The 23,848-nt window shown below is 38.8% G+C and carries 18 protein-coding genes; 8 read left to right on the top strand and 10 right to left on the bottom strand.

The window, feature by feature from the left end; translation table 11 throughout:
- From H6A61_RS05555 to xerD, 4 genes are all read right to left on the bottom strand, one after another.
- Positions 1-1,539, bottom strand: a complete 1,539-nt coding sequence (locus tag H6A61_RS05555; protein WP_204391819.1) for a YifB family Mg chelatase-like AAA ATPase — start codon at positions 1,537-1,539, stop codon at positions 1-3.
- Between the two features lie 6 nt (positions 1,540-1,545).
- A complete protein-coding gene (locus H6A61_RS05550) occupies positions 1,546-2,553 on the bottom strand; it encodes a thioredoxin-like domain-containing protein (protein ID WP_204391817.1) in 1,008 nt (335 codons plus the stop codon).
- A gap of 134 nt (positions 2,554-2,687) precedes the next feature.
- A complete protein-coding gene (locus H6A61_RS05545) occupies positions 2,688-4,361 on the bottom strand; it encodes a hypothetical protein (RefSeq protein ID WP_204391815.1) in 1,674 nt (557 codons plus the stop codon).
- Positions 4,362-4,521: 160 nt separating this feature from the next.
- Positions 4,522-5,439: a site-specific tyrosine recombinase XerD gene (gene xerD / locus H6A61_RS05540; RefSeq protein WP_204391813.1), complete on the bottom strand. Its 918-nt coding sequence runs from the start codon at positions 5,437-5,439 to the stop codon at positions 4,522-4,524.
- A 63-nt stretch (positions 5,440-5,502) separates the two neighbouring features.
- Between xerD and aroQ the strand changes: the two genes are divergently transcribed.
- From aroQ to H6A61_RS05515, 5 genes are read left to right on the top strand one after another with little or no spacing between them, the layout of a single operon-like run.
- Complete coding sequence (aroQ, locus tag H6A61_RS05535; RefSeq protein WP_154043791.1) at positions 5,503-5,925, top strand: type II 3-dehydroquinate dehydratase; 423 nt, start codon at positions 5,503-5,505, stop codon at positions 5,923-5,925.
- Positions 5,926-5,954: 29 nt separating this feature from the next.
- Positions 5,955-7,415, top strand: coding sequence for a pyruvate kinase (pyk, locus tag H6A61_RS05530; RefSeq protein ID WP_154043792.1), 1,461 nt, complete (start codon positions 5,955-5,957; stop codon positions 7,413-7,415).
- Positions 7,416-7,423: 8 nt separating this feature from the next.
- Entirely contained in the window at positions 7,424-8,065 is a 642-nt protein-coding gene (locus H6A61_RS05525; RefSeq protein WP_154043793.1) for an O-methyltransferase, read from the top strand.
- A gap of 10 nt (positions 8,066-8,075) precedes the next feature.
- Positions 8,076-8,408, top strand: a complete 333-nt coding sequence (rbfA, locus tag H6A61_RS05520; RefSeq protein ID WP_154043794.1) for a 30S ribosome-binding factor RbfA — start codon at positions 8,076-8,078, stop codon at positions 8,406-8,408.
- A gap of 37 nt (positions 8,409-8,445) precedes the next feature.
- On the top strand, positions 8,446-9,669 hold the full coding sequence (locus H6A61_RS05515; RefSeq protein WP_204391810.1) for an FtsX-like permease family protein: 1,224 nt from the start codon (positions 8,446-8,448) through the stop codon (positions 9,667-9,669).
- Positions 9,670-9,680: 11 nt separating this feature from the next.
- Here the strand turns inward: H6A61_RS05515 and murI are convergent, their stop codons facing one another.
- The 6 genes from murI to H6A61_RS05485 all read right to left on the bottom strand — a co-directional run bounded on the left by murI (position 9,681) and on the right by H6A61_RS05485 (position 16,701).
- A complete protein-coding gene (gene murI / locus H6A61_RS05510) occupies positions 9,681-10,523 on the bottom strand; it encodes a glutamate racemase (protein ID WP_204391808.1) in 843 nt (280 codons plus the stop codon).
- Positions 10,524-10,613: 90 nt separating this feature from the next.
- The gene (locus tag H6A61_RS05505; RefSeq protein WP_154043797.1) at positions 10,614-11,183 is read right to left on the bottom strand and encodes an OmpH family outer membrane protein; all 570 of its coding nucleotides are present in this window, start codon (positions 11,181-11,183) and stop codon (positions 10,614-10,616) included.
- Positions 11,184-11,259: 76 nt separating this feature from the next.
- A complete protein-coding gene (locus H6A61_RS05500; RefSeq protein WP_204391806.1) occupies positions 11,260-11,775 on the bottom strand; it encodes an OmpH family outer membrane protein in 516 nt (171 codons plus the stop codon).
- Between the two features lie 115 nt (positions 11,776-11,890).
- Positions 11,891-14,506 (bottom strand): outer membrane protein assembly factor BamA, encoded by a 2,616-nt coding sequence (bamA, locus tag H6A61_RS05495; RefSeq protein WP_410549061.1) that lies wholly within the window; start codon positions 14,504-14,506, stop codon positions 11,891-11,893.
- 45 nt (positions 14,507-14,551) lie between these two features.
- Positions 14,552-15,307: an isoprenyl transferase gene (locus tag H6A61_RS05490; RefSeq protein WP_262897243.1), complete on the bottom strand. Its 756-nt coding sequence runs from the start codon at positions 15,305-15,307 to the stop codon at positions 14,552-14,554.
- Positions 15,304-16,701, bottom strand: a complete 1,398-nt coding sequence (locus H6A61_RS05485; RefSeq protein ID WP_204391802.1) for a DUF6242 domain-containing protein — start codon at positions 16,699-16,701, stop codon at positions 15,304-15,306. The genes H6A61_RS05490 and H6A61_RS05485 overlap by 4 nt, the downstream gene beginning before the upstream one ends.
- Positions 16,702-17,192: 491 nt before the next feature.
- On the opposite strand from H6A61_RS05485, the gene H6A61_RS05480 reads away from it, so the two are divergent.
- The 3 genes from H6A61_RS05480 to H6A61_RS05470 all read left to right on the top strand — a co-directional run bounded on the left by H6A61_RS05480 (position 17,193) and on the right by H6A61_RS05470 (position 23,848).
- Entirely contained in the window at positions 17,193-19,199 is a 2,007-nt protein-coding gene (locus H6A61_RS05480) for a glycoside hydrolase family 97 protein (RefSeq protein ID WP_204391800.1), read from the top strand.
- A gap of 97 nt (positions 19,200-19,296) precedes the next feature.
- Complete coding sequence (locus H6A61_RS05475) at positions 19,297-21,534, top strand: GH92 family glycosyl hydrolase (RefSeq protein ID WP_204391798.1); 2,238 nt, start codon at positions 19,297-19,299, stop codon at positions 21,532-21,534.
- Between the two features lie 25 nt (positions 21,535-21,559).
- A complete protein-coding gene (locus H6A61_RS05470; RefSeq protein ID WP_154043804.1) occupies positions 21,560-23,848 on the top strand; it encodes a GH92 family glycosyl hydrolase in 2,289 nt (762 codons plus the stop codon).

Below are 23,848 nucleotides of genomic sequence, written 5' to 3'. Positions count from 1 at the left end.
TTATCCGGCCCAGTTTTCTCTGTCAAGATTTCTGTAGCTTATAGCTTCTGCTATATGTGATGACAGTATTTCCTGACTGCCTTCAAGGTCTGCAATTGTTCTTGATACCTTAAGAATACGGTCGTAGGCACGTGCTGACAAATTCAATCTTGTCATTGCATTTTTCAGCAGGTTAAGACCTTGGGCATCGGGTTGTGCATGTATATGCAGGAGTGATGAGGTCATCTGCGCATTACAGTGTATGCCCTTTTCCTTTTCAAACCTTTTTTCCTGGATTTTACGCGCCTTAATTACTCTTTCCCTTATAGCTGCACTACTTTCACCTTTTTCACGTTCGGAAATCTTTTCGAATGGGACAGGAACTATTTCTACCTGTATGTCTATTCTGTCAAGAAGAGGACCGGATATTTTGTTAAGATATCTCTGTACCTGCCCTGGTGAACATACACAGTTGCGCGTAGGATGATTATAGTAGCCGCACGGGCATGGATTCATTGAGGCAACAAGCATAAAACTGGCAGGATAGTCCAATACATATTTGGCTCTTGATATTGTGATATGTCTGTCTTCCAACGGTTGTCTTAGAACCTCCAATACGCTTCTGTTGAATTCAGGGAGTTCGTCTAAGAAAAGAACTCCGTTGTGTGCAAGGCTGATTTCTCCCGGATGAGGGTTAGTACCCCCACCTACCATTGCCACCTGTGATATGGTGTGATGAGGACTTCTGAAAGGCCTTGTTGCTATCAGTGATATGTCTTTGCCTAATTTACCTGCAACGGAATGTATTTTAGTGGTTTCAAGACTTTCTGATAAAGTAAGTGGCGGTAATATGCTTGGCAACCTTTTTGCCATCATTGACTTTCCGCTACCTGGAGCACCTATCATTATGATGTTGTGTCCTCCAGCGGCTGCTACTTCCAGAGCACGTTTTACGTTTTCCTGTCCTTTGACATCAGCAAAATCGAATGGAAAATCACTTTGGTTTTGGTAAAATTCTTCTCTCGTATGTACTATTGTTGGTTCTAAATTATGTGTACCGTTGAAAAAGTCAACTACTTCTTTTATATTATCTACGCCGTAAACATCCAGATTGTTCACTACGGCGGCTTCGCGTGCATTCTGTTTTGGTAGTATAAAGCCTTTGAATCCTTGAGCTCTTGCCGCTATAGCTACAGGCAAGGCTCCTTTTATAGGTTGAAGGCTTCCGTCCAGACTGAGTTCTCCTATAATTAGATACTGTCCAAGCTTTTCAGACGATACGATACCTGTTGCAGCCATTATTCCAATGGCCAATGGAAGGTCGTATGATGAACCTTCTTTTCGGATGTCTGCCGGTGCCATATTGACAACTATCTGGCATCCGGGAATCTTATATCCGTTTACATTCAATGCCGACATGATTCTTTCGTGACTCTCTTTTACGGCAGAGTCAGGAAGTCCTACAAGAAAGAATTTTATTCCCCTTGAACTGTTGACCTCTATTGTTACTATAGTTGCGTCAATGCCTTGAACTGCGGCTCCGTATAGCTTTACAAGCATAATTGATTATTTCTTTTTCTTGTTTTCCTGTATCAGATCCTTAACTTTTTGAACAAGTTCATCACCATATATGCATGAAGTGATGATCTTTCTGTTCTTTGTAACCAGTATATTGTATGGCAGTTTGGATATGTTCATTTGTTTCACTATAACATTTTGCCATCCTTCAAAGTCGCATGTTTCAATCCATTGTTCATTTTCCTTCTTACAATGTTTTTCCCATTCTGATTTATCAAAGTCGATTGATATATTCAATACTCTGAATTCTTCTTTAGGCAGTGATTTTATTTTTATGTATAGTGAATCTCTTATAGATTTGCTTTGTTCGTCCCATGAAGCCCATACATTTACTAGTGTGTAAAGCTCTTCTTTGCTGCTCCATGATACATATTTGCCGCTCCTGTCTTTGCAGGAAAAGTAATTCAGATATTCTGATTTCTCTTCCTTATTATCGGATAATATCTTTTGTGTTATATCTACAATTCTGCAGTCTTTTATATGTCCATCCATCTGCGTTATGATTTCGTTAAGCTTTTGCAGGTCAGGATTAGGACTTTGTATGAAATATTGGTTGAATATATATGCTGATGCATATGATTCTCTGTTTGATAGAATGAAATCTTGAGCTTTGGAGCTTATGTCTGTTGTGTCTTTATTGATAAGATTTCTGAAATTCTGAAGCTCGTCGTTCGGACCGTTACCAGTAATCTGAGGCTTTGAGAAGCTACCTTTAAAGTTTACTTTCCATCCTTTATCGGCAAAAACAGGAACATAGAGACCTGAGTCATTTACAAGTCTCATTAATGTTATCGTATCTGGTAAGAATGTATATTCGAATTTTCCTTCATTTAATTTTATGGTATCTATTTTAGCTATAGGATCATCATATATGGCGTATATGTTTTTTTCTTCTTTATTATTTAATTCAATATTTAATGTAAACATGTCGCCACCACCGCATGATGTTAATACGATAGGAGTGCATAGTAATATAGCTTTGTAGAGTATTTTCATAAAATTATAGTTTGTTTTCTGCGAAAATACATAAAAATGATGTAAAGTCGGAATTATACAGTATTTTATTTACAAAAAAAAAGGCTGGAACAATTGGTCCCAGCCTTAATAATATAGATTTAATAATTATCTAATTATTTGATTTCGTTTGCATATTTAGCAAATTCACGGTCGTTTGCAGCTTTAGCAGCAAGAGCAGCGTCTTTCTGAGCAACCTTAGCCATGCTAGTCTTAACCAAGTCAGCATTGTTAGTTCTAGCACCAACGATAGCCATCAAATAGTCAGTGTAAGCATCTGGATTCTTAACTGCAGTCAAAGTATTCTTAGCTTTGTTGTAGTCTTTAGCCAAGATCTGAGCCAAAGCAGCTGAGTTAGTCTTAGTATCACCGAATGCAGCTACAGCCTTGTCATACTGACCCTGTTTGATATACAAGTTACCAAGAGCTTCGTTAGCTGTGTTAGCACCTGTAGCCTTAGCAAGATAAGTTTCAGCGTTAGCAACATTACCCTTAGACAATTCGATCAAACCAAGGTTAGTGTTAACTTCAGGAGCGTTAGCGTTTTTGCTAGCAGCCTGTTTGAAGTATTTTTCAGCAGTAGCTTTGTCTGATACGTATGCCATTTCACCAAGGTTGTTGTATGCACGATAGTCGTTAGGATACATTTCGATAGTCTTCTTGTAGATAGCTTCTTTGCGAGCGTTGTCGTTAGTCAAAGTAGCAGCATACAAAAGTTCTTCTACGCTCAATACTGATGCATCTGAATCGAATGCAGCATTGATTTCTTCGTCGCTACGGCCGATAACATCATAGTTAGCAGTCAAGCGAGCACGACGTAACTGAGGAAGGATTTCGTCAGCCAATGTCTTGTAAACTGAAGAGATGTTCTTGATTTCAGTTTCACGCTGTTCTGGATCCTGATACATTGAAAGAACACGCAAGATAAGATCTTTGTCCTGGATGTCTGATTTAGAAACCAATTCCTGGAAACCTTCCCAGTCCTGAGCTGTGTATTCAGTGTCAACTGTAGTTTCAATCTTACCTTTCTTCAACTGCTGTTTCATGTATTTTTCAGTGTTATTCTGACGGTTTTCAGCCAATCCTGTGTTCAGTTTAACACCACCATCAGGTGAAGCGTAAGCAGAAATTTCGATGTTGTTAAGTTTATAGTTCTTAGTGTCGCCAGCAACGATTGCAACCTGTTTGTGGAAATCTTTGATACCTTCTGTTTTCAATTCGCTAGAACGAAGGTTAGCCTGCTGGATCAAGAACATAATCTGAGCTTCTTTAGCTTCTTTGATGATACGCTGGAATGCATCAGCAGCGTTAGCAGCGTTAGCAGAAGCTACTGTAGGAAGTTCTGAGGTAGCGATTACACCATCAGCAATTTTAACTGAAGGGATTGTGTATTCTTTGCTTCCTTTCTTAATCTTGAAATCAAGATAAAGTTCAGATTTAGCCATTTCTGGAACATAGTCGAAAGAAGCTTTCATAGTGTAAGTACCACCAGCCTTGTAAGAAATAGTCTGGTTGTTGCCTTGTACTTTTTCTCCCTGGAACATAGCTGGCTGACCTTTAGCCTCGCCACCTTCCCATCTTAAAACTGGAGTAACTTCAACAGTTGCACTTTTCTTGAAATACTTTTCAGGGAACTTACCTGTGATAGTTACAGGAACTTTACCTCCAACAGCTTCCAAAACTTCAGGATTTGTAGTGAAGTAGTCAGAAGACAATTCTCCCATCTTGCTACATGAAGAGAAAGCAAGAACTAATAATGCCACGATAGGCAAATACAACTTCTTAATCATGATCTTTAAAAATTAGGTTTGTATAATTATATAAATTTGTCTTTTTAATATGTTCAGTCGCCACAAAGATACGAAAAAAGATATAGTGTCGTCCATATTTGTCCTTTTTTTTACTCTATCATGACTGAAAAATGCTTAAAAATGATAGTTTCTACCCCGTTTATAGTAATTTTTTGTTATTTCTGGGATGATGATTTATTATTTCATCCCTAAGTTTTCGTCTGTCAATGTGGGTGTAAATTTCGGTTGTGCCAATACTTTCATGTCCTAACATACTCTGAATAGCTCTTAAATTTGCCCCACCTTCCAGCAGGTGTGTGGCGAATGAATGTCTGAAAGTATGCGGACTTATGCTTTTCTTTAATCCGATTTTATCAGCCAGTTCTTTTATTATATGAAACACCATTATTCTTGAAATGTTTTTGCCGAATTTGCTGATAAACAAAAAATCCTCATATCCCGGTTTTATCAGTCCCTCGTTTCTCGTGATAAAATAATTCTTTATTTCTTCGATGGCTCTTGGGGATATTGGAACAAGTCTTTGCTTACTTCCTTTTCCTTCTACTCTTATAAATCCGTCGTTAAGATACAAATCGGAAATCTTCAGGTTGCATAATTCTGAAACACGAAGTCCGCAACTGTACAGTGTTTCAAGTATTGCACAGTTCCTCTGTCCTTCTCTTGTACTTCTGTCGATGGCACTTATAAGGTTGTCGATTTCTTCTACACTCAGAATGTCGGGCAGATGTTTCCCGATTTGAGGTGATTCTAACAGCTCCGACGGATCTTGACGGATATAGTCTTCAATCAGTAGGAAATGAAAGAATGTACGAATGCCTGACAGTATTCTTGCTTGTGAACGCGGACTGATGCCTATGTCTCTCAGACCGGCGCTGAAGTGTTCTAGGTCTTCAAGAGAAACGTCAAGGATGTTTATTTTTTCTTCTTCAAGATAATATAAAAGTTTGTCCAGGTCGTTGGTGTAGGCCATGACCGTATTGTCTGACAGTGACTTTTCCAGTCTTAGATATTGTCTATACTTTATTATAATTTGTCCGTTAACTTCCTGTTTATTCATTCTTTTTTATTATCTTTGCACCATATTATTACAAAGGTACAAAAAGTTTATATCAAATAAACGATGCGAATACAAATTATCAATGGCCCGAATATAAATTTATTGGGAAAACGTGAGCCTTCCATTTATGGGGCTGTTTCTTTTGAAGAGTACTATAAGAAACTGTCTCAGCTGTATCCGAATGTAGAATTTGACTATTTCCAGTCGAATGTGGAAGGTGAAATGATCAATAAAATCCATGAAGTGGGATTTTCTTATGATGGCATAATCTTGAATGCCGGAGCTTATACGCACACATCAATAGCGCTTCAGGATGCTTTGCGGGCTGTCACTACTCCTGCCATTGAGGTACATATTTCCAATGTCCATACCAGGGAAGAATTCAGACATAAGTCTATGATATCATGTGCTTGCCGTGGAGTAATATGTGGTTTCGGGCTTGACTCATACAGGTTGGCTGTCGAAGCTTTTTTAAATTCGAAATAATGTAAAACAGGTATAATAGTTTTTTTATTATGATGCTTAAACAAACAAAAATCGTTGCTTCCATTTCAGATTTGCGCTGTGAAGTGGATTTTATCAGAGATCTTTTTAATGCGGGTATGAATGTTGTTCGTATGAACACAGCGCATGCCAGCCGTGAAGGTTTCGAAAAATTGATATCCAATGTGCGCCAAGTTTCTAACCGTATAGCTATTCTGATGGATACAAAAGGTCCTGAAGTGCGTACAACTGCAAGCGCAGAAGGTCCTATCGATTTTAAAATAGGTGATAAAGTACAGATCGTAGGAAATCCGGATCAGGAAACTACAAGAGAATGTATTTCTGTTACATATAAGAATTTTGTTCACGATTTGTCAGTGGGCGCTTCTGTTCTTATTGATGATGGTGATTTGGCATTGACAGTTGTCGATAAGAATGAGACAACTCTGTTCTGCGAAGTACAGAACGATGCTACTTTGGGAAGCCGTAAGAGTGTGAACGTACCTGGAGTTCGTATCAACCTTCCTTCATTGACTGAAAAAGACCGTAACAATATTCTTTATGCTATAGAAAAAGATATTGACTTTATTGCACATTCATTTGTACGTAATCGTCAGGATGTACTTGATATTCGTGAAATTCTTGATGCTCACAACAGTGATATAAAGATTATTGCAAAAATCGAAAATCAGGAAGGTGTTGACAATATTGATGAAATCCTTGAAGTGGCAGACGGTGTGATGGTTGCCCGTGGTGACCTTGGTATTGAAGTGGCACAGGAACGCATTCCTGGTATTCAGCGTCAGTTGATCAAGAAGTGTATTCTTGCACGTAAACCGGTAATCGTTGCAACTCAGATGCTTCATACTATGATTAATAATCCACGTCCTACACGTGCTGAAGTTACCGATATTGCAAATGCCATTTATTATCGTACAGATGCTTTGATGTTAAGTGGTGAAACTGCATATGGTAAGTATCCTGTTGAAGCAGTTAAGACTATGGCTAAGATTGCTGCTCAGGCAGAAAAGGATAAAATGGAAGAAAACGATATTCAGATTCGTCTTACTCCTGAAAATGCAGATGTAACAGGATTCCTTGCAAAATCGGCAGTACGTGCTACTAACCTAATGCCTATACACGCTATCATTACAGACAGTTTCAGCGGTTTGACAGCTCGCAGCCTTGCTGCATATCGTGGAAAGCATCCTGTATTGGCTATCTGTTATAAGGAAAAGACAATGCGTCATCTTGCTCTCTCGTATGGTGTAGAAGCTATCTATATGCCAGAGAAGGCAAACGGACAGGAATATTATTTTACTGCTCTTCGTAAGCTGATAAACGATGGAGTATTGTCCGGCAATGATATGGTGGCATATTTGAGTAGTGGTAAGGCAGGTACAAAGACTTCATTCCTTGAAATCAATCAGGTGAACGATGTTCTTGAACATGCAGAAGATTATGTTCTTCCTAACAAGAACCGTTATTTATAATCAATATAATGAAAGAAACGGACGCTCTGGACGATTATATACTTCAGCATATTGATGAAGAAGGAGATTATCTGAAAGCATTATATCGGGCGACGCATGTAAAACTACTGCGTCCCCGTATGGCTTCAGGACATCTTCAGGGTAGAATGTTGAAGATGTTTGTCCAAATGATTCGCCCAAGACAGGTTCTTGAGATAGGAACATACAGTGGATATTCCGCCCTTTGTCTGGCTGAAGGACTAGAGGATGGAGCTATGCTTCACACTTTCGAGATTAATGATGAACAAGAGGACTTTACACGTCCATGGTTGGAAAATTCGCCATATTCCGACAAGATAAAGTTCTACATAGGTGATGCAATGCAGATAGTACCTACACTGGATATAACATTCGATCTGGCATTTATGGATGGTAACAAACGTTTCTATGTGGAATACTACGAAATGATATTGAAACAGCTTCGAAGTGGTGGGTATATTCTGGCAGATAATACTTTATGGGATGGTCATGTTCTTGAGGAAAATCCGCATCACACCGATTTGCAGACTATAGGAATTAAGAAATTTAATGACTTGGTAGCGGCAGACGACAGGGTGGAAAAGGTGATATTGCCAATGCGTGACGGTCTTACAATAATAAGAAAAAAATAGAAATAATTTTATGGAAACAACCAGACAAAATAAAATTGCCAGACTGATTCAGAAAGAATTGAGCGAAATATTTTTGGCACAGACAAAATCAATGCCTGGCGTATTGGTATCTGTCAGCGTAGTGAGAATCAGTCCAGATATGAGTTATGCTCGTGCTTATCTAAGTATTTTCCCGTCGGAAAGGGCAGAAGAGATAGTAAAGAATATTAATGCAAATGCCAAAGCAATACGATTTGAACTCGGAGGACGCGTGCGTCATCAGCTGCGTATAATTCCGGAGCTGAAGTTCTTTATCGACGATTCTTTGGATTATGCTGAAAAGATAGATCAGCTTCTTAAATAATAGAGGCTTGTCGTATTACTGATAAAATTTAATTGCCGTGAATTTCCCTTTTTACATCGCTAAAAGGTATTTGTTTTCGAAGAAATCGCATAATGCAATAAATGTAATTTCAGGTATTTCTGTGTGCGGAGTTGCTTTGGCTACATTAGCAATGGTCTGCACACTTTCTGTTTTTAATGGCTTCCAGGATATGGTGGCAACATTCTTCACTGCATTTGATCCTCAGGTGAAGATAACTTCAGTCAAAGGAAAAGTGTTTGACGGTAGTCTGCCTGTTCTGTCGCAGATTAAAAATATGCCTGAGGTAGCCGTCTATTCAGAGTCTGTTGAAGATAATGCAATGGTGCAATATAAAGGGAGACAGGTAATGGCAGTTATAAAAGGAGTAGAGGATAACTTTGATAAGCTTACTCCAATAGACAGTATATTGTTTGGCCGTGGCGAACTTATTCTTCACGACGAAGTTGCGGATTATGCTATTCCTGGCTTGCAGTTGCTTTCCACATTAGGTACGGGTATCCGTTTCCTTGATCCTCTTGAAGTTTATGCTCCAAAGCGTGGAGCAAAAATAAACATGGCTAATCCAATGAGCAGTTTTGTAAGTGATGACCTTTTCTCTTCAGGACTGACTTTTACTGTAAATCAGGAGAAATATGATGGCTCATATATTCTGACATCAATTGACTTTGCACGCAATTTGTTTCAGTATGATAAAGAGGTTTCGGCTGTCAACTTACGTCTTCATCCAACAGCTAACGAGAAGGATGTAATCTCAAAGATAAAAAGAATTCTGGGCGAAGACTTCTATGTGCAGGACAGATACGAGCAGCAGGCTGATACATTCAGAATAATGGAGATAGAAAAGCTTATTTCGTATATATTCCTGACCTTTATACTCATGATAGCATGTTTCAATGTTATAGGTTCATTGTCCATGCTTATAATTGACAAGAAAAACGATGTTCAGACACTCAGAAACCTTGGAGCTTCCGACAATCAGATAGTAAGGATATTTCTATTTGAAGGAAGGATGATATCATTTATTGGTGCTGTTGCAGGAGTAATCTTGGGATTGATTCTCTGTCTTGTGCAGCAGGAATATGGAATAATATCATTGGGAAATTCCGGCAGTTTTGTTGTCGATTCTTATCCTGTAAGTGTTCATGCTTGGGATGTAGTACTTATATTTATTACGGTACTTGTGATTGGCTTTATCTCAGTGTGGTATCCGGTAAGATATCTTAGCAAGAGGTTACTGTAAAACCAATCTGTTTACCCCAGTGTAATACTCTTCACTGAAACATCCTCATGTAGGAAGATTGATGCTGATTCTTTGAATTTTTCTACAGATTCTGTAGTGAGAAACTGACAATTTCCTCCTTTTGTGCATCTGGAGTTTATTTCCTTATGTCTTTTCAGGTAGTCTTTTAAACTGTCTGCCACGTATTCTCCTTGAGTAATTATTCTTATTCCGTCAGGAGTAAATTCCCTTATTTTGTCTATAAGCAACGGATAGTGGGTACATCCCAGTACTATTGTATCTATTTGATTGTCTTTTTCCAAAAGTTCGTTTATGTACTTCTTTACGAAAAAGTCAGCTCCATCCGAGTCGAATTCGTTGTTCTCTACCAGTGGTACCCACATAGGGCATGCTACACCAGTAACCTTTATATCAGGATACAGTTTCTTTATTTCCATCGGATAAGATTCAGATTTTATTGTCCCTGATGTAGCCAATATACCTACATGTCTGCTTACGGTTGCTTTACCGATACTTTCGGCTGTAGGTCGTATTACTCCAAGCACTCTTCTGGAATTATCAAGATAAGGTAGGTCGTTTTGCTGTATGCTTCTAAGAGCTTTTGCTGATGCTGTGTTACATGCCAGAATAACTAACGGACACCCTAGTTCAAAAAGTCTTATGACAGCTTGTAGAGTAAACTCATACACGACTTCGAACGAACGTGTTCCATAAGGAGTGCGTGCATTGTCACCCAAGTACATAAAGTCATATTCGGGCAACAGCTTTCTTATTTCTTTCAGTATGGTTAGTCCGCCGTATCCGGAATCAAAAACTCCTATTGGTCCTTTTATCTGATTAATTAAATATGGCATGCAAATAAAATTAAAAGGTGAAGAACCTGTAAACACGGCATTTGTGTGAACAGGTTCCTCACCGGTATGTTTAATTTATAAATTCTTTAATTATTTGTTTGTATTGGGAGCTGCTGGAAGTGTAGCAGGAGCCTGTGGCACGTATGGAGTAGCTGTCAAGCTTATTCCAAGGTTAGTCTTGATATCGTTTGTGATATCCTTAGCCTGAGTTTCGTCAACGTAAGGAATATCAGTACGGTTCAAGTCGAATACGAATACATAACCACCTGCCTTACCTACAGCCTGAACAGCTTTTTCCATCTTTTCGTAGATAGGGTTCATCATGTCAGCGTAAGCTTTCTGCAGCTGCTGCTGAGCATCCTGCTGGAACTGCATTCCTTTTTCAGAAAGTTCCTGAAGCTCTTTCTGACGGCGTTCAAGGATGTTCTGAGGAAGGTTCTTCTGTTCCTGCTGGAATTCTGCGAATTTCTTGTTGAACTCGTCAGAAGCGCGCTTGATTTCATCTTCGTATTGTTTCTGCAAAGCCTGGATATCAGTCTGAGCTTTTGCGTATTCAGGCATTACCAAGATAATTGATTCTGATTTGAAGTATCCGAACTTCTGTGCAAATATGCTCATTGGTGCAACGAGCATAAGCAATAATGCTAATTTTTTCAACATAATCTTTGTTTTCTATTTTATTGTTATATTCTTAGTTTATTACGTGTGTTTTTCTTTCGGTTGCAAATGTATAAAATTATTTTGAATATCCTAATTTCAAAAGAACTTCATTACTAATATCAATGCGCGGAGATGCAAAAATCATACTTTGTGCCGAAGCCCTGTCGATTACGGCATCATATCCTTTCTGTGTAGCTATTTCTTTTACAGCATTGTAGATTGCATCCTGTATTGGAGAAATTAGCTCCTGTCTTTTCTTCATTGCTTCGCCTTGAGGACCGAAGTATGTCTGTCTCAATTCAGCAGCTTCCTTTTCCTTGGCAATTATTTCTTCTTCTTTGGCTGTCCTTTGTTCAGTGCTCAAGCCTGATGCTGATTTCTGATATGCTTCGTACAGTGCCTTTGCTTCTTTTGACTTGGCTTCAACTTCTGCTTGCCATTGTTTTGACAGGGTTTCCATTTGCTTGTTGGCCTGTTCGTATGAAGGGATTTGCTTCAGAATGAATTCCATGTCTATGAGTGCAAATTTCTGTGCATGTGCTGCTACTATGCCTGACATAATTATCAGCAGTGATAGAAACAATTTCTTCATAATATTTGAGTTTTTGAGTTTGTTAGTTCTTAAGTTAGTTGACAAGTTGACAAGGTTGCCATCCGGATGGAGAACCTTTCTATCAACTTGTAACTGAGACCTTGTTCTCTTAATATTAGAACTCCTGTCCGATTATAAAATGGAACTGGCTGCCGCTATACTGCATTGAGCCGTTTATCTTGTCGAAACCATATGCCCAGTCAATACCCATCATACCGATCATTGGAAGGAAGATACGAACACCGACACCGGCTGAACGCTTCAACTGGAATGGGTTGAAGTCAGCCACATCTGTCCAGGCGTTACCTGCTTCCACAAATCCTAAAGCATAGATACTTGTTGAATTTTCAAGCATAAGCGGGTATCTCAACTCAGCACCAAGTCTGATGTATGCATAACCTTCGCTACCGTATGGAGTTAATGAACCGTTTTCATAACCACGGAGTGCGATAGTTTCTGATGCGTAGTTGTAGCTATATCCTGTCATACCGTCACCACCCACATAGAATGTTTCGAACGGAGAACGTTTGTATTTGTTGTAATGACCTAAGATACCGAACTCAGTACGTGTCATCAATACAGGACATTTCTGTATAGGCAGCAATGCTGTATAAGTTTTTGCTTTGAATTTCCATTTGTGGTATTCAATCCACTTGTACATGCTTGCAGCTTCTTCGTAGTTATCTTTTCCGTAAGTAGAATAATCCTTTTTACTGAACAGTGAGTATGGCGGAGTGAACGATACCGATGCCGAGAATTCAGAACCGTATCTTGGGAAGATAGGGTTGTCTGTAGAGTTTCTGGCAAGTGTCAGGTTCAGGTTGATGTTGTTACAGTTACCTGTGTTCATATACTGTCCGTTGTTCAGCTTGATGTACAGGTAGCTCCAGTCTTTCAACATGAATCTCTGGTAAGACAACTCAGCCGAGATAGTGAAATAGTCGTCAGGCCATCTCAGACGCTTACCCCAACCGATTGACGCACCGAACATCTTGATAGATTTGTCAGGGTCGTAGTAAGATTCGTAGTTATTATAGTAGTTGCCGTAATAGTTGTTGTAATAGCTACCGTAACCGTAAAGCATGTTATAGTAGTTGTTCATATATGCCGAGTTATAGTAGTTACTGCTGACGTCAGTCTGAACAGAGTAGAATGCCGATACAGAGAAAGATGTAGGACGTTTTCCTCCGAACCATGGGTCGAAGAACGAAACGCTGTACGACTGATAATATCTACCGTTTGTCTGACCACTGATTGTAAGTGTCTGACCGTCTCCTTGAGGAAGGATACCGCGGTAATTGTCATTCTTTCTGAACAGGTTGGCAAATGAGAAGTTGGTGAACTTCAAACTCAGTTTACCGATAACCCCTGTCTGTCCCCAACCTGCAGAGAATTCCACCTGGTCGTTGGCCTTTGATTCCAGTCCCCAGTTGATATCAACCGTACCGTCCTGTGGATTAGGCTGTACGTCTGGCTGAATGTTTTCTGGGTTGAAGTGTCCCATCTGTGCAATTTCACGATATGAACGTTCCAGAGCTTCTTTACTGAAGAGGTCACCCGGACGGGTTCTCAACTCACGACGAACAATGTTTTCATACAGACGGTCGTTGCCGTTTATACGTACGTGGCTGATAGTAGCCTGCGGACCTTCTGTGATACGCATTTCCAGGTCGATAGAGTCACCGTCTATATTTACTTCCACAGGATCGAGGTTATAGAACACATATCCTCTGTTATAGTAGTTGTTACCGATGGCGTCTTCGTCTCCACTGATACGTTCGTTAAGCAGTTTCTGGTTATAAACGTCACCTTTCTTCATTCTAAGCTGTTCGCTCAGCAAGTCCGAAGGATAAACTGTATTACCCACCCATGTAATGTCTCTCAGGTAATATTTATCACCTTCGTATATCTTCATGTAGATGTTTACAGTTTTGTCGTCATATTGGCTGACGCTGTCCATTTCGATAAGAGCGTCGCGGTAACCAAGTTCGTTATATTTGTCTATGATGAGCTGCTTGTCAGCCTCGAAGTTGCTTTCGATGAATTTCTTTGTACGGAAAAGGTTTACTAGTTTGCCTTTTTCGTTTGTCTTCTTCATTACCCTTTTAAGCTTCTTGTCTGTCAGGACAGTGTTACCGTCTATTGTAATCTGGTGAACTTTGATTTTTTCCTTCTTGTCAATGTTCACATCTACATATACCTGTTCTACGTTGGCTGTATCTTCTCTTTCTATGATGTTTACCTCAGCATTTTTGAAACCTTTTTCGTCAAAGTGCTTCTTGATTAGGATTTTTGCACGGTCTATCAGGTTTGGTGTAATCTGACTACCTTTTACCAATCCAAGTTTTGCCTGCAAATCTTCACGCTCGCTCTTCTTTACCCCATAGAAACGTATGTCAGTTATACGCGGGCGTTGTTTCAGCTCGATATGCAGATATATTTTGTTGTCTTCAATCTTGTCTGCCGAGATTTTTACGTCCGAAAACAATCCGTGCCTCCAGTATTTCTTTACGGCTCCAGTAATGTCGTCGCCAGGCACAGTGATGGTCTGTCCAACAGCAAGACCTGAAATTCCTACAAGTACATAATCTTCATAGTTTTTCACGCCTGTAACCTTTATATCCGCAATCTCGTATTTCTTTGGCGAACCGTTGTATAGAATTACAGGTTTATCGTTTTCGGTAGTATTATCCTGGGCATATCCTTTGTCATATACGAAAGACAAGCCCATGGTCATCATAGATATGAGTAAAAGACGGTATCTCATTGCTTAATATTATAATTGTTCACTAGTTTTTCCAAATCGGCGTTCTCTGCTTTGATAATCGCAGATGGCTTTACATAACTCTTCTTCCTTGAAATCCGGCCAGTAGGTGTTACAGAAATAAAGCTCAGAGTAGGCACATTGCCACAAAAGGTAGTTGCTCAGTCTTATTTCTCCTCCTGTTCTGATCAGTAGTTCAGGGTCAGGCATATAATTAGTTGCCAGATGGCTGTCGATGGTCTTGTCTGTTATTTCATCTACAGACAATTCTCCTCGTTTTACCTTTCCTGCAATCTGTTTCATTGCATCTGTTATTTCCCATTTTGAAGAATAGCTTAAAGCCAGAGTCAGACACATGCCGGTATTGCGTGATGTATTTTCAATACATTTTTTCAGACGGTCGAGTACATCTTTCGGAAGTCTTGATGTATCACCTATAATTCTGAAGCTAATATTGTTCTTCATGAAAGTCTCTTCCTCTATCGAATCCATGAGCAGACTCATAAGGGAGGCCACTTCGTCAACAGGTCTGTTCCAGTTCTCTGTCGAGAAAGTGTATAGGGTAAGAAATTTCACACCAAGTCTGGCTGATTCTTCTGCTATTATATGTACAGTCTCCGCACCAGCCTGATGACCGAACGTACGGGCATGACCTCTTTCCTTAGCCCATCTGCCGTTACCGTCCATTATTATTGCTATGTGTGCGGGTATTCTGGTTTTATCTATTTTTTCTCTATATAGCATCTTGTTCTTTGTTTTAATAATCATTCCTTAGGCGTAAGTCTGTTCAGGAGTGCTCTGGTAGCACTTCCGTCCTCCCATATGAACCAGATAAACGAGCCTTTGTTACCATTTTCCTCTACTACAGCAGAGTAGCTTCCGTTTCCGCGGTAAGTTGTAAGCTTGTCTATTCCGTTTTTGTTTTCAGATGGGAACACCATGTATCCGGTTTCCTGATTCCAATTCAGTCCGTTATCGTTTGAAGTATAGAAATAATCGAAATCTTCACCGAATGCATATATTTTGCCGTCGTAAGTAATCATAGAGATATTTCCCTGATTAGGGCATGTAGTAGGGTTGTTTGGCTGATATTTCACCCATTCTGTGTCATTTGAAATGTAGCTGAATACTGTAGCAGTAGAATCTGCTTCGGATGTCCCGATATTGTTTGTCATTACGATGGTTCTCCATAAATCCTTATTGTGAGATGAAGGCATTGATATGGCAGACATACGTCCGTTCAGGTTATTCCCGTTCACAAAATTACTTTCTGTCAGTTCATTTCCTTCAGAATCGATAGTAACTACTTTATTCTCATTACCTTTGTATGCCAAAAGCTTACCGTTGCTGACAGAAATCAGATTAGTCAATCCGGTAGAATTGCCGATTTTAGTGAATTGATTTTCCAGAAAGTATAATTCTCTGTTTGCTACGAAATAAATATTATTGTTGAAAGCTGTAGCTGAATAAATGTTTGTACCGGCAGGAAGTGTAATTTCTGCCCAGCTGGATATATTACCTCTTTCTACTGATGCCTTATTTGCCAGTACGTTTCCATCTGCAGTTTCACCGAATACATATAAAGTTTCGTTAGTGTAAACGGCCTTTTGTCTGGCATAAGTAGTACCGTTTGCAAATTTATTGTTTTCGAAATGTTTCCAAACCAGAGAATCCGGATTCAGTTTATGTACATTAACGCTTACTACGTATGGAGCTCCAAAATCAAACTGGTTAAGTGTAGGATTGAAAGTCATTACCTTGAATGTCACCGGTTTGCTGAAATCCAGTGAGTCGGCGGTTGTCCATATTGTGTCTTTATCATTCTTTACGTAATATACAGCCGCATAATCTGCAGAAATACTTGCCACAACTCTCGTTATGTCAACATCTTTAGGCAAAGAGTCCTTATTATATATTTTTCTGTTGATTTGGTCTATGGTAAAAGGGACATCAGCATAGCTCACTGTATCTGTATATACACTGTCTTCCCCTTTCGAACTTTTCACATAGAATGTCTGGTGTAGTGTACCGATAGAAAATGATGTGATACTAGATGTAGAAGGATACTCTATTTCTTCGTAATCATTTCCCAGACACGAAGATAAAAAAAATGTAGCCGTCATTATGCCGGCAACTAAAGATGGTAATATTCTTATTTTCATTTGCAAATGATTTCTATGTTACAAGTTGCAAAAGTAGAAAGTTTTTTTGTCTAAACAGAACATTTCCGTCAGTTTTATATAAAATTATGGATAAACTCTCCGTTTTTATCGCCCAACAGTGGAATGTATAGTATTTTAAAATGTATTTAAACGCTGTTTAATAGGTTTTTAAATCTGTATATGAACATTTCGGAGAATATATGCTTTTATTATGCTGTCTTTGTTTTTAATAGTTCTCTAGGATTATTATTGTAAATAATAAATTAAAATAGTATATTTGCATATATGAGTTTTTTTAAAACGTTGCTGATATTGGAAATGAATTGAAAAGCACAGAGCCCTGAAAATAATAGTCACTGAAATACTTATTATTTTGTCTTTTTTATGTACAATGGTTTTTTGCTATTATTTTTAATGTAAAAATAACAAGAACAATAATATCTTAAAACCATTTGATTAGTTAACCCTTTATAAATCAAAATCTTTATATTATGAATAAAATAACATTACTTGCCGTTTTGTCTTTTTTTATTTATGCTTGTTCCGGAGGAAAAACAGAAGTGTCTTCACCGGATAAAACAATTAATGTGATTTTTACTGTAAATAATGAAAATAAGCCTACATATCAGATAAAAGTGAAAGACAGTGTTCTGATTCTTCCTTCAGTAATGGGGTTTAGGGACTTGTATGGTGCTTCTTTATCATCTCATCTTAAGATAAACGGTGTAGAACATACTTCTGCTGATGAAACATGGACGCAACCGTGGGGAGAAAATAAAACCATACGGAATAAATATAATGAGATGGCAGTCAGACTTTCAGATTGTAAACAAGTAGATCTGACCATACGTTTCAGGGCTTTTGATGATGGTGTTGGCTTCAGATACGAATACGATGTCCGTGATGTTGACAGCCTGTTTATTATTGATGAACTTACAGAATTCAATATTGCAAAAGATGGCAAATCCTGGTCAATACCTGCCAATTTTGAAACTTATGAATTATTATATAGAAACAAATCGTTAAGCGAGATAGAGAACGCCAATACTCCGATTACCTTTAAGTCCGGAAGTGTTTATACAAGTATTCATGAAGCAGCTCTTACGGATTTTCCTGAGATGACATTGAAACGTATTGAAGGTACAACTTTCAAATCGGAACTTGCACCATGGCCTGATGGGATAAAGGTTAAGATTGCAGGAGGAAAATTTGTAACTCCGTGGAGGACTGTTCAGATTGGTTCGAAAGCCGTGGATTTGATAAACTCTTCATTGATTTTGAATCTTAACGAGCCTTGTAAATTGGAAAGCACGGATTGGATTCGGCCAATGAAATATATCGGTATCTGGTGGGGTATGCATTTAGGGGTGGAAACGTGGTATGAAGGTAAAAGACATGGTGCAACAACTGCCAACGCAAAACGTTATATAGATTTTGCAGCTGAGAATAACATTGATGCTGTTATGTATGAGGGGTGGAACAAAGGTTGGGAAAACTGGGGAGGTACACAACATTTTGATTATACAGCTCCATATGATGATTTCAATATAGAAGAACTTGTGGATTATGCTAATAAAAAAGGAGTTAGGATAATAGGACATCATGAAACAGGTGGAAACATATTGAATTATGAGCGCCAGCTTGACAATGCCTATAAATGGTATTCTGACATGGGTATAAACGCTGTAAAGACAGGCTATGCCGGCGGACTTCCTAATGGTCATAATCATCATGGACAGTTTAATGTACGTCATTACCGTAAAGTTGTGGAAACAGCAGCCAAGTATCATACCACACTTGACGTGCATGAACCGATAAAAGATACCGGTATTCGCAGGACATATCCTAATATGATGACTCGTGAAGGTGCCAGAGGTATGGAATGGAATGCATGGAGTGATGGCAATCCTCCTTCACATCATGTTATATTGCCATTTACCAGATTGCTTGCAGGGCCTATGGACTATACTCCGGGAATATTTGATATTACTTATGAGCGTATAAAAAACTCTCCTGACAGGAAAAAGTGGAATATGAAAGACAGTAAAGACTGTCGTGTAAATACTACATTGGCAAAACAGATAGCCAATTGGGTTATATTGTATTCGCCACTTCAGATGGCTTCGGATATGATAGAGAATTATGAAGGTCATCCAGCATTCCAGTTTTTCCGTGATTTTGACCCGGACTGTGAATGGTCTAAGGCTTTAGACGGTGAGCCTGGCGAATATGTAGTAATAGTGAGGAAAGCTAAGGATAAGTTTTTCCTTGGTGCTTCCACAAATGAACAGGCACGTGATATAGATATAAAACTAGACTTTCTGGAAGATGGATATTATTATGATGCTGTGATATATGCAGACGGCGATGATGCCGATTGGGAAACAAATCCGTCTTCCTACAAAATAACTCATTGTAAAGTGAGTAATAAAGACTCCTTGCATATAAAGATGGCGCGTGGAGGTGGACAGGCTGTTTATTTTAAATTGCTAGACTAGATTATGTTTTATAATGGCATTTGACTTCTTTTCAATGACCGTTTAAAACGTAATTATATGTAATTGTTATTAATGTGATAACTGTAACTTTATTTATATGAAATATTTGACTATTATATGTGTGGGTCTGGCTTTGACGGCTGTAACAGTTTCGTCATGTAATGAAAAAGAGAGTAATCAGATTTTAGATTATACTCAGTTTGTGAATCCTTTTATAGGGACGGATTTTACAGGTAATACTTATCCGGGGGCACAGGTACCCTTCGGAATGGTACAGCTTAGTCCCGATAACGGTTTACCTGGATGGGACAGAATAGCCGGATATTTCTATCCGGACAGTACTATTGCAGGTTTCAGTCATACGCATCTTTCTGGCACGGGAGCCGGAGATCTTTATGATATATCGTTTATGCCTGTAACTCTGCCATACAATGAAGCCGAACAGCCTTTAGGAATTCATTCCAAATTCTCACATGAAAAAGAAAGTGCATATGCAGGATATTATCAAGTGTTCTTACAAGATTACAAAATTAATGTGGAATTGACTGCAACAGAGAGGTGTGGCATACAGAGATATACATTTCCTAAGGCAGAATCTGCTATATTCCTTAACCTGAAAAAAGCTATGAATTGGGATGAAACACAGGATTCATATATAGAACAGGTCGATTCGGTAACACTTAAAGGTTACAGATATTCCAATGGTTGGGCAAGAAACCAGAAAATATATTTCTATACCAAGTTCTCAAGACCGTTTGACAGTTTGCAACTCGATAAGTCTCCGATAATTAAAGATGGCAAGGAGAACGGTCATGGATATGTTGCCAGAATAAATTATAATACTTCCGAAAATGAGCAGATTGTGATAAGAACAGCTATTTCCGGTGTAAGTATGGAAGGTGCTGAAAGAAACTTTATGGCCGAAGCACAGGAAAGTGATTTTGACTCATATTTGTATAAAGCCAAAAAGCTGTGGAATGATGCTTTGGGTAAAATAGAAGTTGAAAACAGCGATATGGATGAAACTGTAACATTCTATACAGCTCTTTATCATAGCATGCTGGCACCTACAATTTATGGGGATGTGGATGGTAGCTATTACGGACCTGATAAAAAGATACATAAGGCTGATGGATGGACCAATTATAGCACATTCTCTCTTTGGGACACTTATAGAGCGGCACATCCGTTATTTACTATCATACAGCCAAAAAGGGTAAATGATATGGTAAAATCCCTTATTGCATTTTCTGAGCAGAATGGAAGGTTGCCGGTGTGGAACATGTTTGGAAGTGAGACTGATATGATGATAGGTTACCATTCTGTTCCGGTAATAGTTGATGCATACCTTAAAGGTATAGGTGATTTTGATGCAGAATCGGCATTGAAAGAGTGTGTGAAAACTGCAAATCTTGATGATTACAGACAGATAGGGCTTTATAAAAATATGGGGTATATACCTTATGATGTTGTAGATAAATACAATAGCGAAAATTGGTCGTTGTCAAAGACTTTAGAGTATGCATTCGATGATTATTGTATAGCCATAATGGCAGAAAAGATGGGCAAGGAAGATCTTGCAGATAATTTCTATAAAAGAGCCTCGAACTATAGAAATGTATTCAATGAAAATTCTTCGTTCATGCAACCAAAGGACAGTAAGGGTAATTTTATATCAGGGTTCAAACCAGAGGAATATACACCGCACATTACGGAAAGCAACGGATGGCAGTATTTGTGGTCAGTGCAGCATGATGTAGATGGACTGATAGAGTTGATAGGTGGTAAAAAACGTTTTGAAGAGAAATTGGACAGTATGTTTACACTTACTCCTAAAGAAAATGAACAGCTTCCTATATTCAGTACAGGTATGATAGGTCAGTATGTTCACGGAAATGAGCCTAGTCATCATGTGGCTTATCTATATAATTATACTGACAGCCCGTGGAAAACGCAGAAATATGTTTCTGAAATAATGCATGAATTATATAAGAATTCGCCTGACGGATTATGTGGAAATGAGGACTGCGGACAGATGTCGGCTTGGTATGTAATGAGTGCAATGGGAATTTATCCTGTCAATCCAGTATCTGGGGAATATCAGATAGGTACTCCTATGTTCTCGGAAATGAAAATAAGGTTTGCTGAAAATAAGGTTTTTAAGATATTAGCAAAGAATGTAAGTCGTGAAAACTGCTATGTGAAATCTGTAAAATTGAATGGTGTCGCTTTAGAGAAACCGTTCATCAACCATAAAGATATTATGAAAGGTGGTGTCATAGAGTTTACTATGACCGACAAACCTACAAAATGGGGCGTGATTGCAGAAAAATAATTATAAACTTAATATATCAATAACCATGAAAAAACTTTTGCTGCCTATATTTCTATTATGCATAGCATTTGCAGCATATGCAAGTAATTATGCGGACTATGTAAATCCATTGGTAGGAACCCAGTCGTCTTTCGAATTGTCAACAGGTAATACTTATCCGGCTATAGCCAGACCTTGGGGTATGAATTTCTGGACACCTCAGACAGGAAAAATGGGTGACGGATGGCAATATACCTATAATGCGTATAAAATCAAGGGCTTTAAACAGACACATCAGCCAAGTCCTTGGATAAATGACTATGGACAATTCTCTATAATGCCGGTTGTAGGCAAACCTGAGTTTGATGAGGAAAAACGTTCCAGCTGGTTCTCTCATAAGGGTGAAGTGGCTAAAGCTTATTATTATAAAGTGTATTTGGCGGAACATGATGTAGTGACGGAGTTGACTCCTACTGAGAGAGCTGCAATGTTCAGATTTACATACCCAGAGAATGAAAAATCATACATCGTGGTTGATGCATTCCATAAAGGCGAATTTAAGGAATGCCCATATATAAAAGTTGATGCCGATAAGAACAGGATTATAGGATACACTACAAGAAACAGCGGTGGAGTGCCTGATAATTTCAAGAACTATTTTGTTATAGAGTTCGACAAACCTTTTACCTATACTGCTACAGTGGCAGATGGAAAGCTGGACGAAAAGGCTAAAGAACAACATGCTGACCATGTGTATGCCGTTATTGGATTCAGTACTAAAAAAGGAGAGAAGGTTCATGCCCGTGTGGCTTCATCGTTTATAAGCCACGAACAGGCAGAAATAAATCTGAAGGAATTGGGTAATGACAGTTTCGATACTATCGTTGCCAAGGGAAAAGACGCATGGAATGATGTCCTTGGAAGGATAGAGGTAGAAGGTGGAAACCTTGACCAGTACAGGACTTTCTATTCATGCCTTTACAGATCATTGCTTTTCCCTAGAAAGTTCTATGAGATAGATAAAGACGGACAGGTGGTTCATTATAGTCCTTATAACGGTAAGGTTCTTGCAGGATATATGTACACAGATACAGGCTTTTGGGATACATTCAGATGTCTGTTCCCTTTGCTTAACATGATGTATCCGTCTGTCAACAAAGAAATTCAGGAAGGATTGATCAATACTTATAAGGAAAGTGGATTCTTCCCTGAATGGGCAAGCCCGGGACATAGAGGATGTATGATAGGAAACAATTCGGCTTCTGTATTGGTAGATGCATATATGAAAGGTGTGAAAGTGGAAGATCTGGAAACACTCTATAAAGGATTGATTCATGGTACAAATAATGTACATCCTGAAATCTCTTCTACAGGACGTCTGGGATATGAATATTACAACAAACTGGGATATGTACCTTACGATGTAAAAATAAATGAGAACGCTGCACGTACTTTGGAATATGCTTATAATGACTGGTGTATCTATAAACTGGCAAAAGAATTGAAACGTCCTAAGAAAGAGGTAAATCTTTATGCCAAACGTGCAATGAATTACAAAAACCTTTTTGATAAGGAGTCTTGCCTGATGAGAGGACGTAATGAGAATGGAGAATTCATGAAACCTTTCTCTCCGCTGAAATGGGGTGATGCCTTCACTGAAGGTAACAGCTGGCACTATTCATGGTCGGTATTCCACGATCCTCAAGGATTGATTGATCTGATGGGAGGCAAGGAACAGTTTGTCGTTATGCTTGACTCTGTCTTCTCTGTACCGCCATTGTTTGACGAAAGCTATTACGGTCAGGTGATACACGAAATTCGTGAGATGACTGTAATGAATATGGGTAACTATGCACATGGAAACCAGCCGATACAACACATGATATACCTGTATAACTATGCAGGTCAGCCATGGAAGGCACAATACTGGTTGAGGGAAGTGATGAACAGAATGTATTCTGCCACTCCTGACGGCTATTGTGGGGATGAAGACAACGGACAGACCTCTGCATGGTATGTGTTTACTGCACTTGGATTCTATCCTGTATGCCCTGGAACAGATGAGTACGTATTGGGAGCTCCATTGTTTAAGAAAGCAGTGCTGCATCTTGAAAACGGCAATGAAGTTGTTATCAATGCGAACGGAAATAACGATGATAATAAGTATATCCGGAATATGAAGTGGAACGGCACTGATTATTCGAAGAACTATATTAATCATTCGGAACTTATGAAGGGCTGTACCATTGATATTCAGATGGATAGTAAGCCTAATCTGAAACGTGGTATAGAATTGACAGATGCTCCATATTCATTCTCAAACGAAAAGAAATGA

The organism is Bacteroides caecigallinarum, from assembly GCF_016901995.1.
Classification (GTDB): Bacteria; Bacteroidota; Bacteroidia; order Bacteroidales; family Bacteroidaceae; genus Phocaeicola; species Phocaeicola cellulolyticus.
The sequence above is the reverse complement of the archived record's forward strand: the minus strand, read 5'-3'. Positions and strand labels throughout refer to the sequence as shown.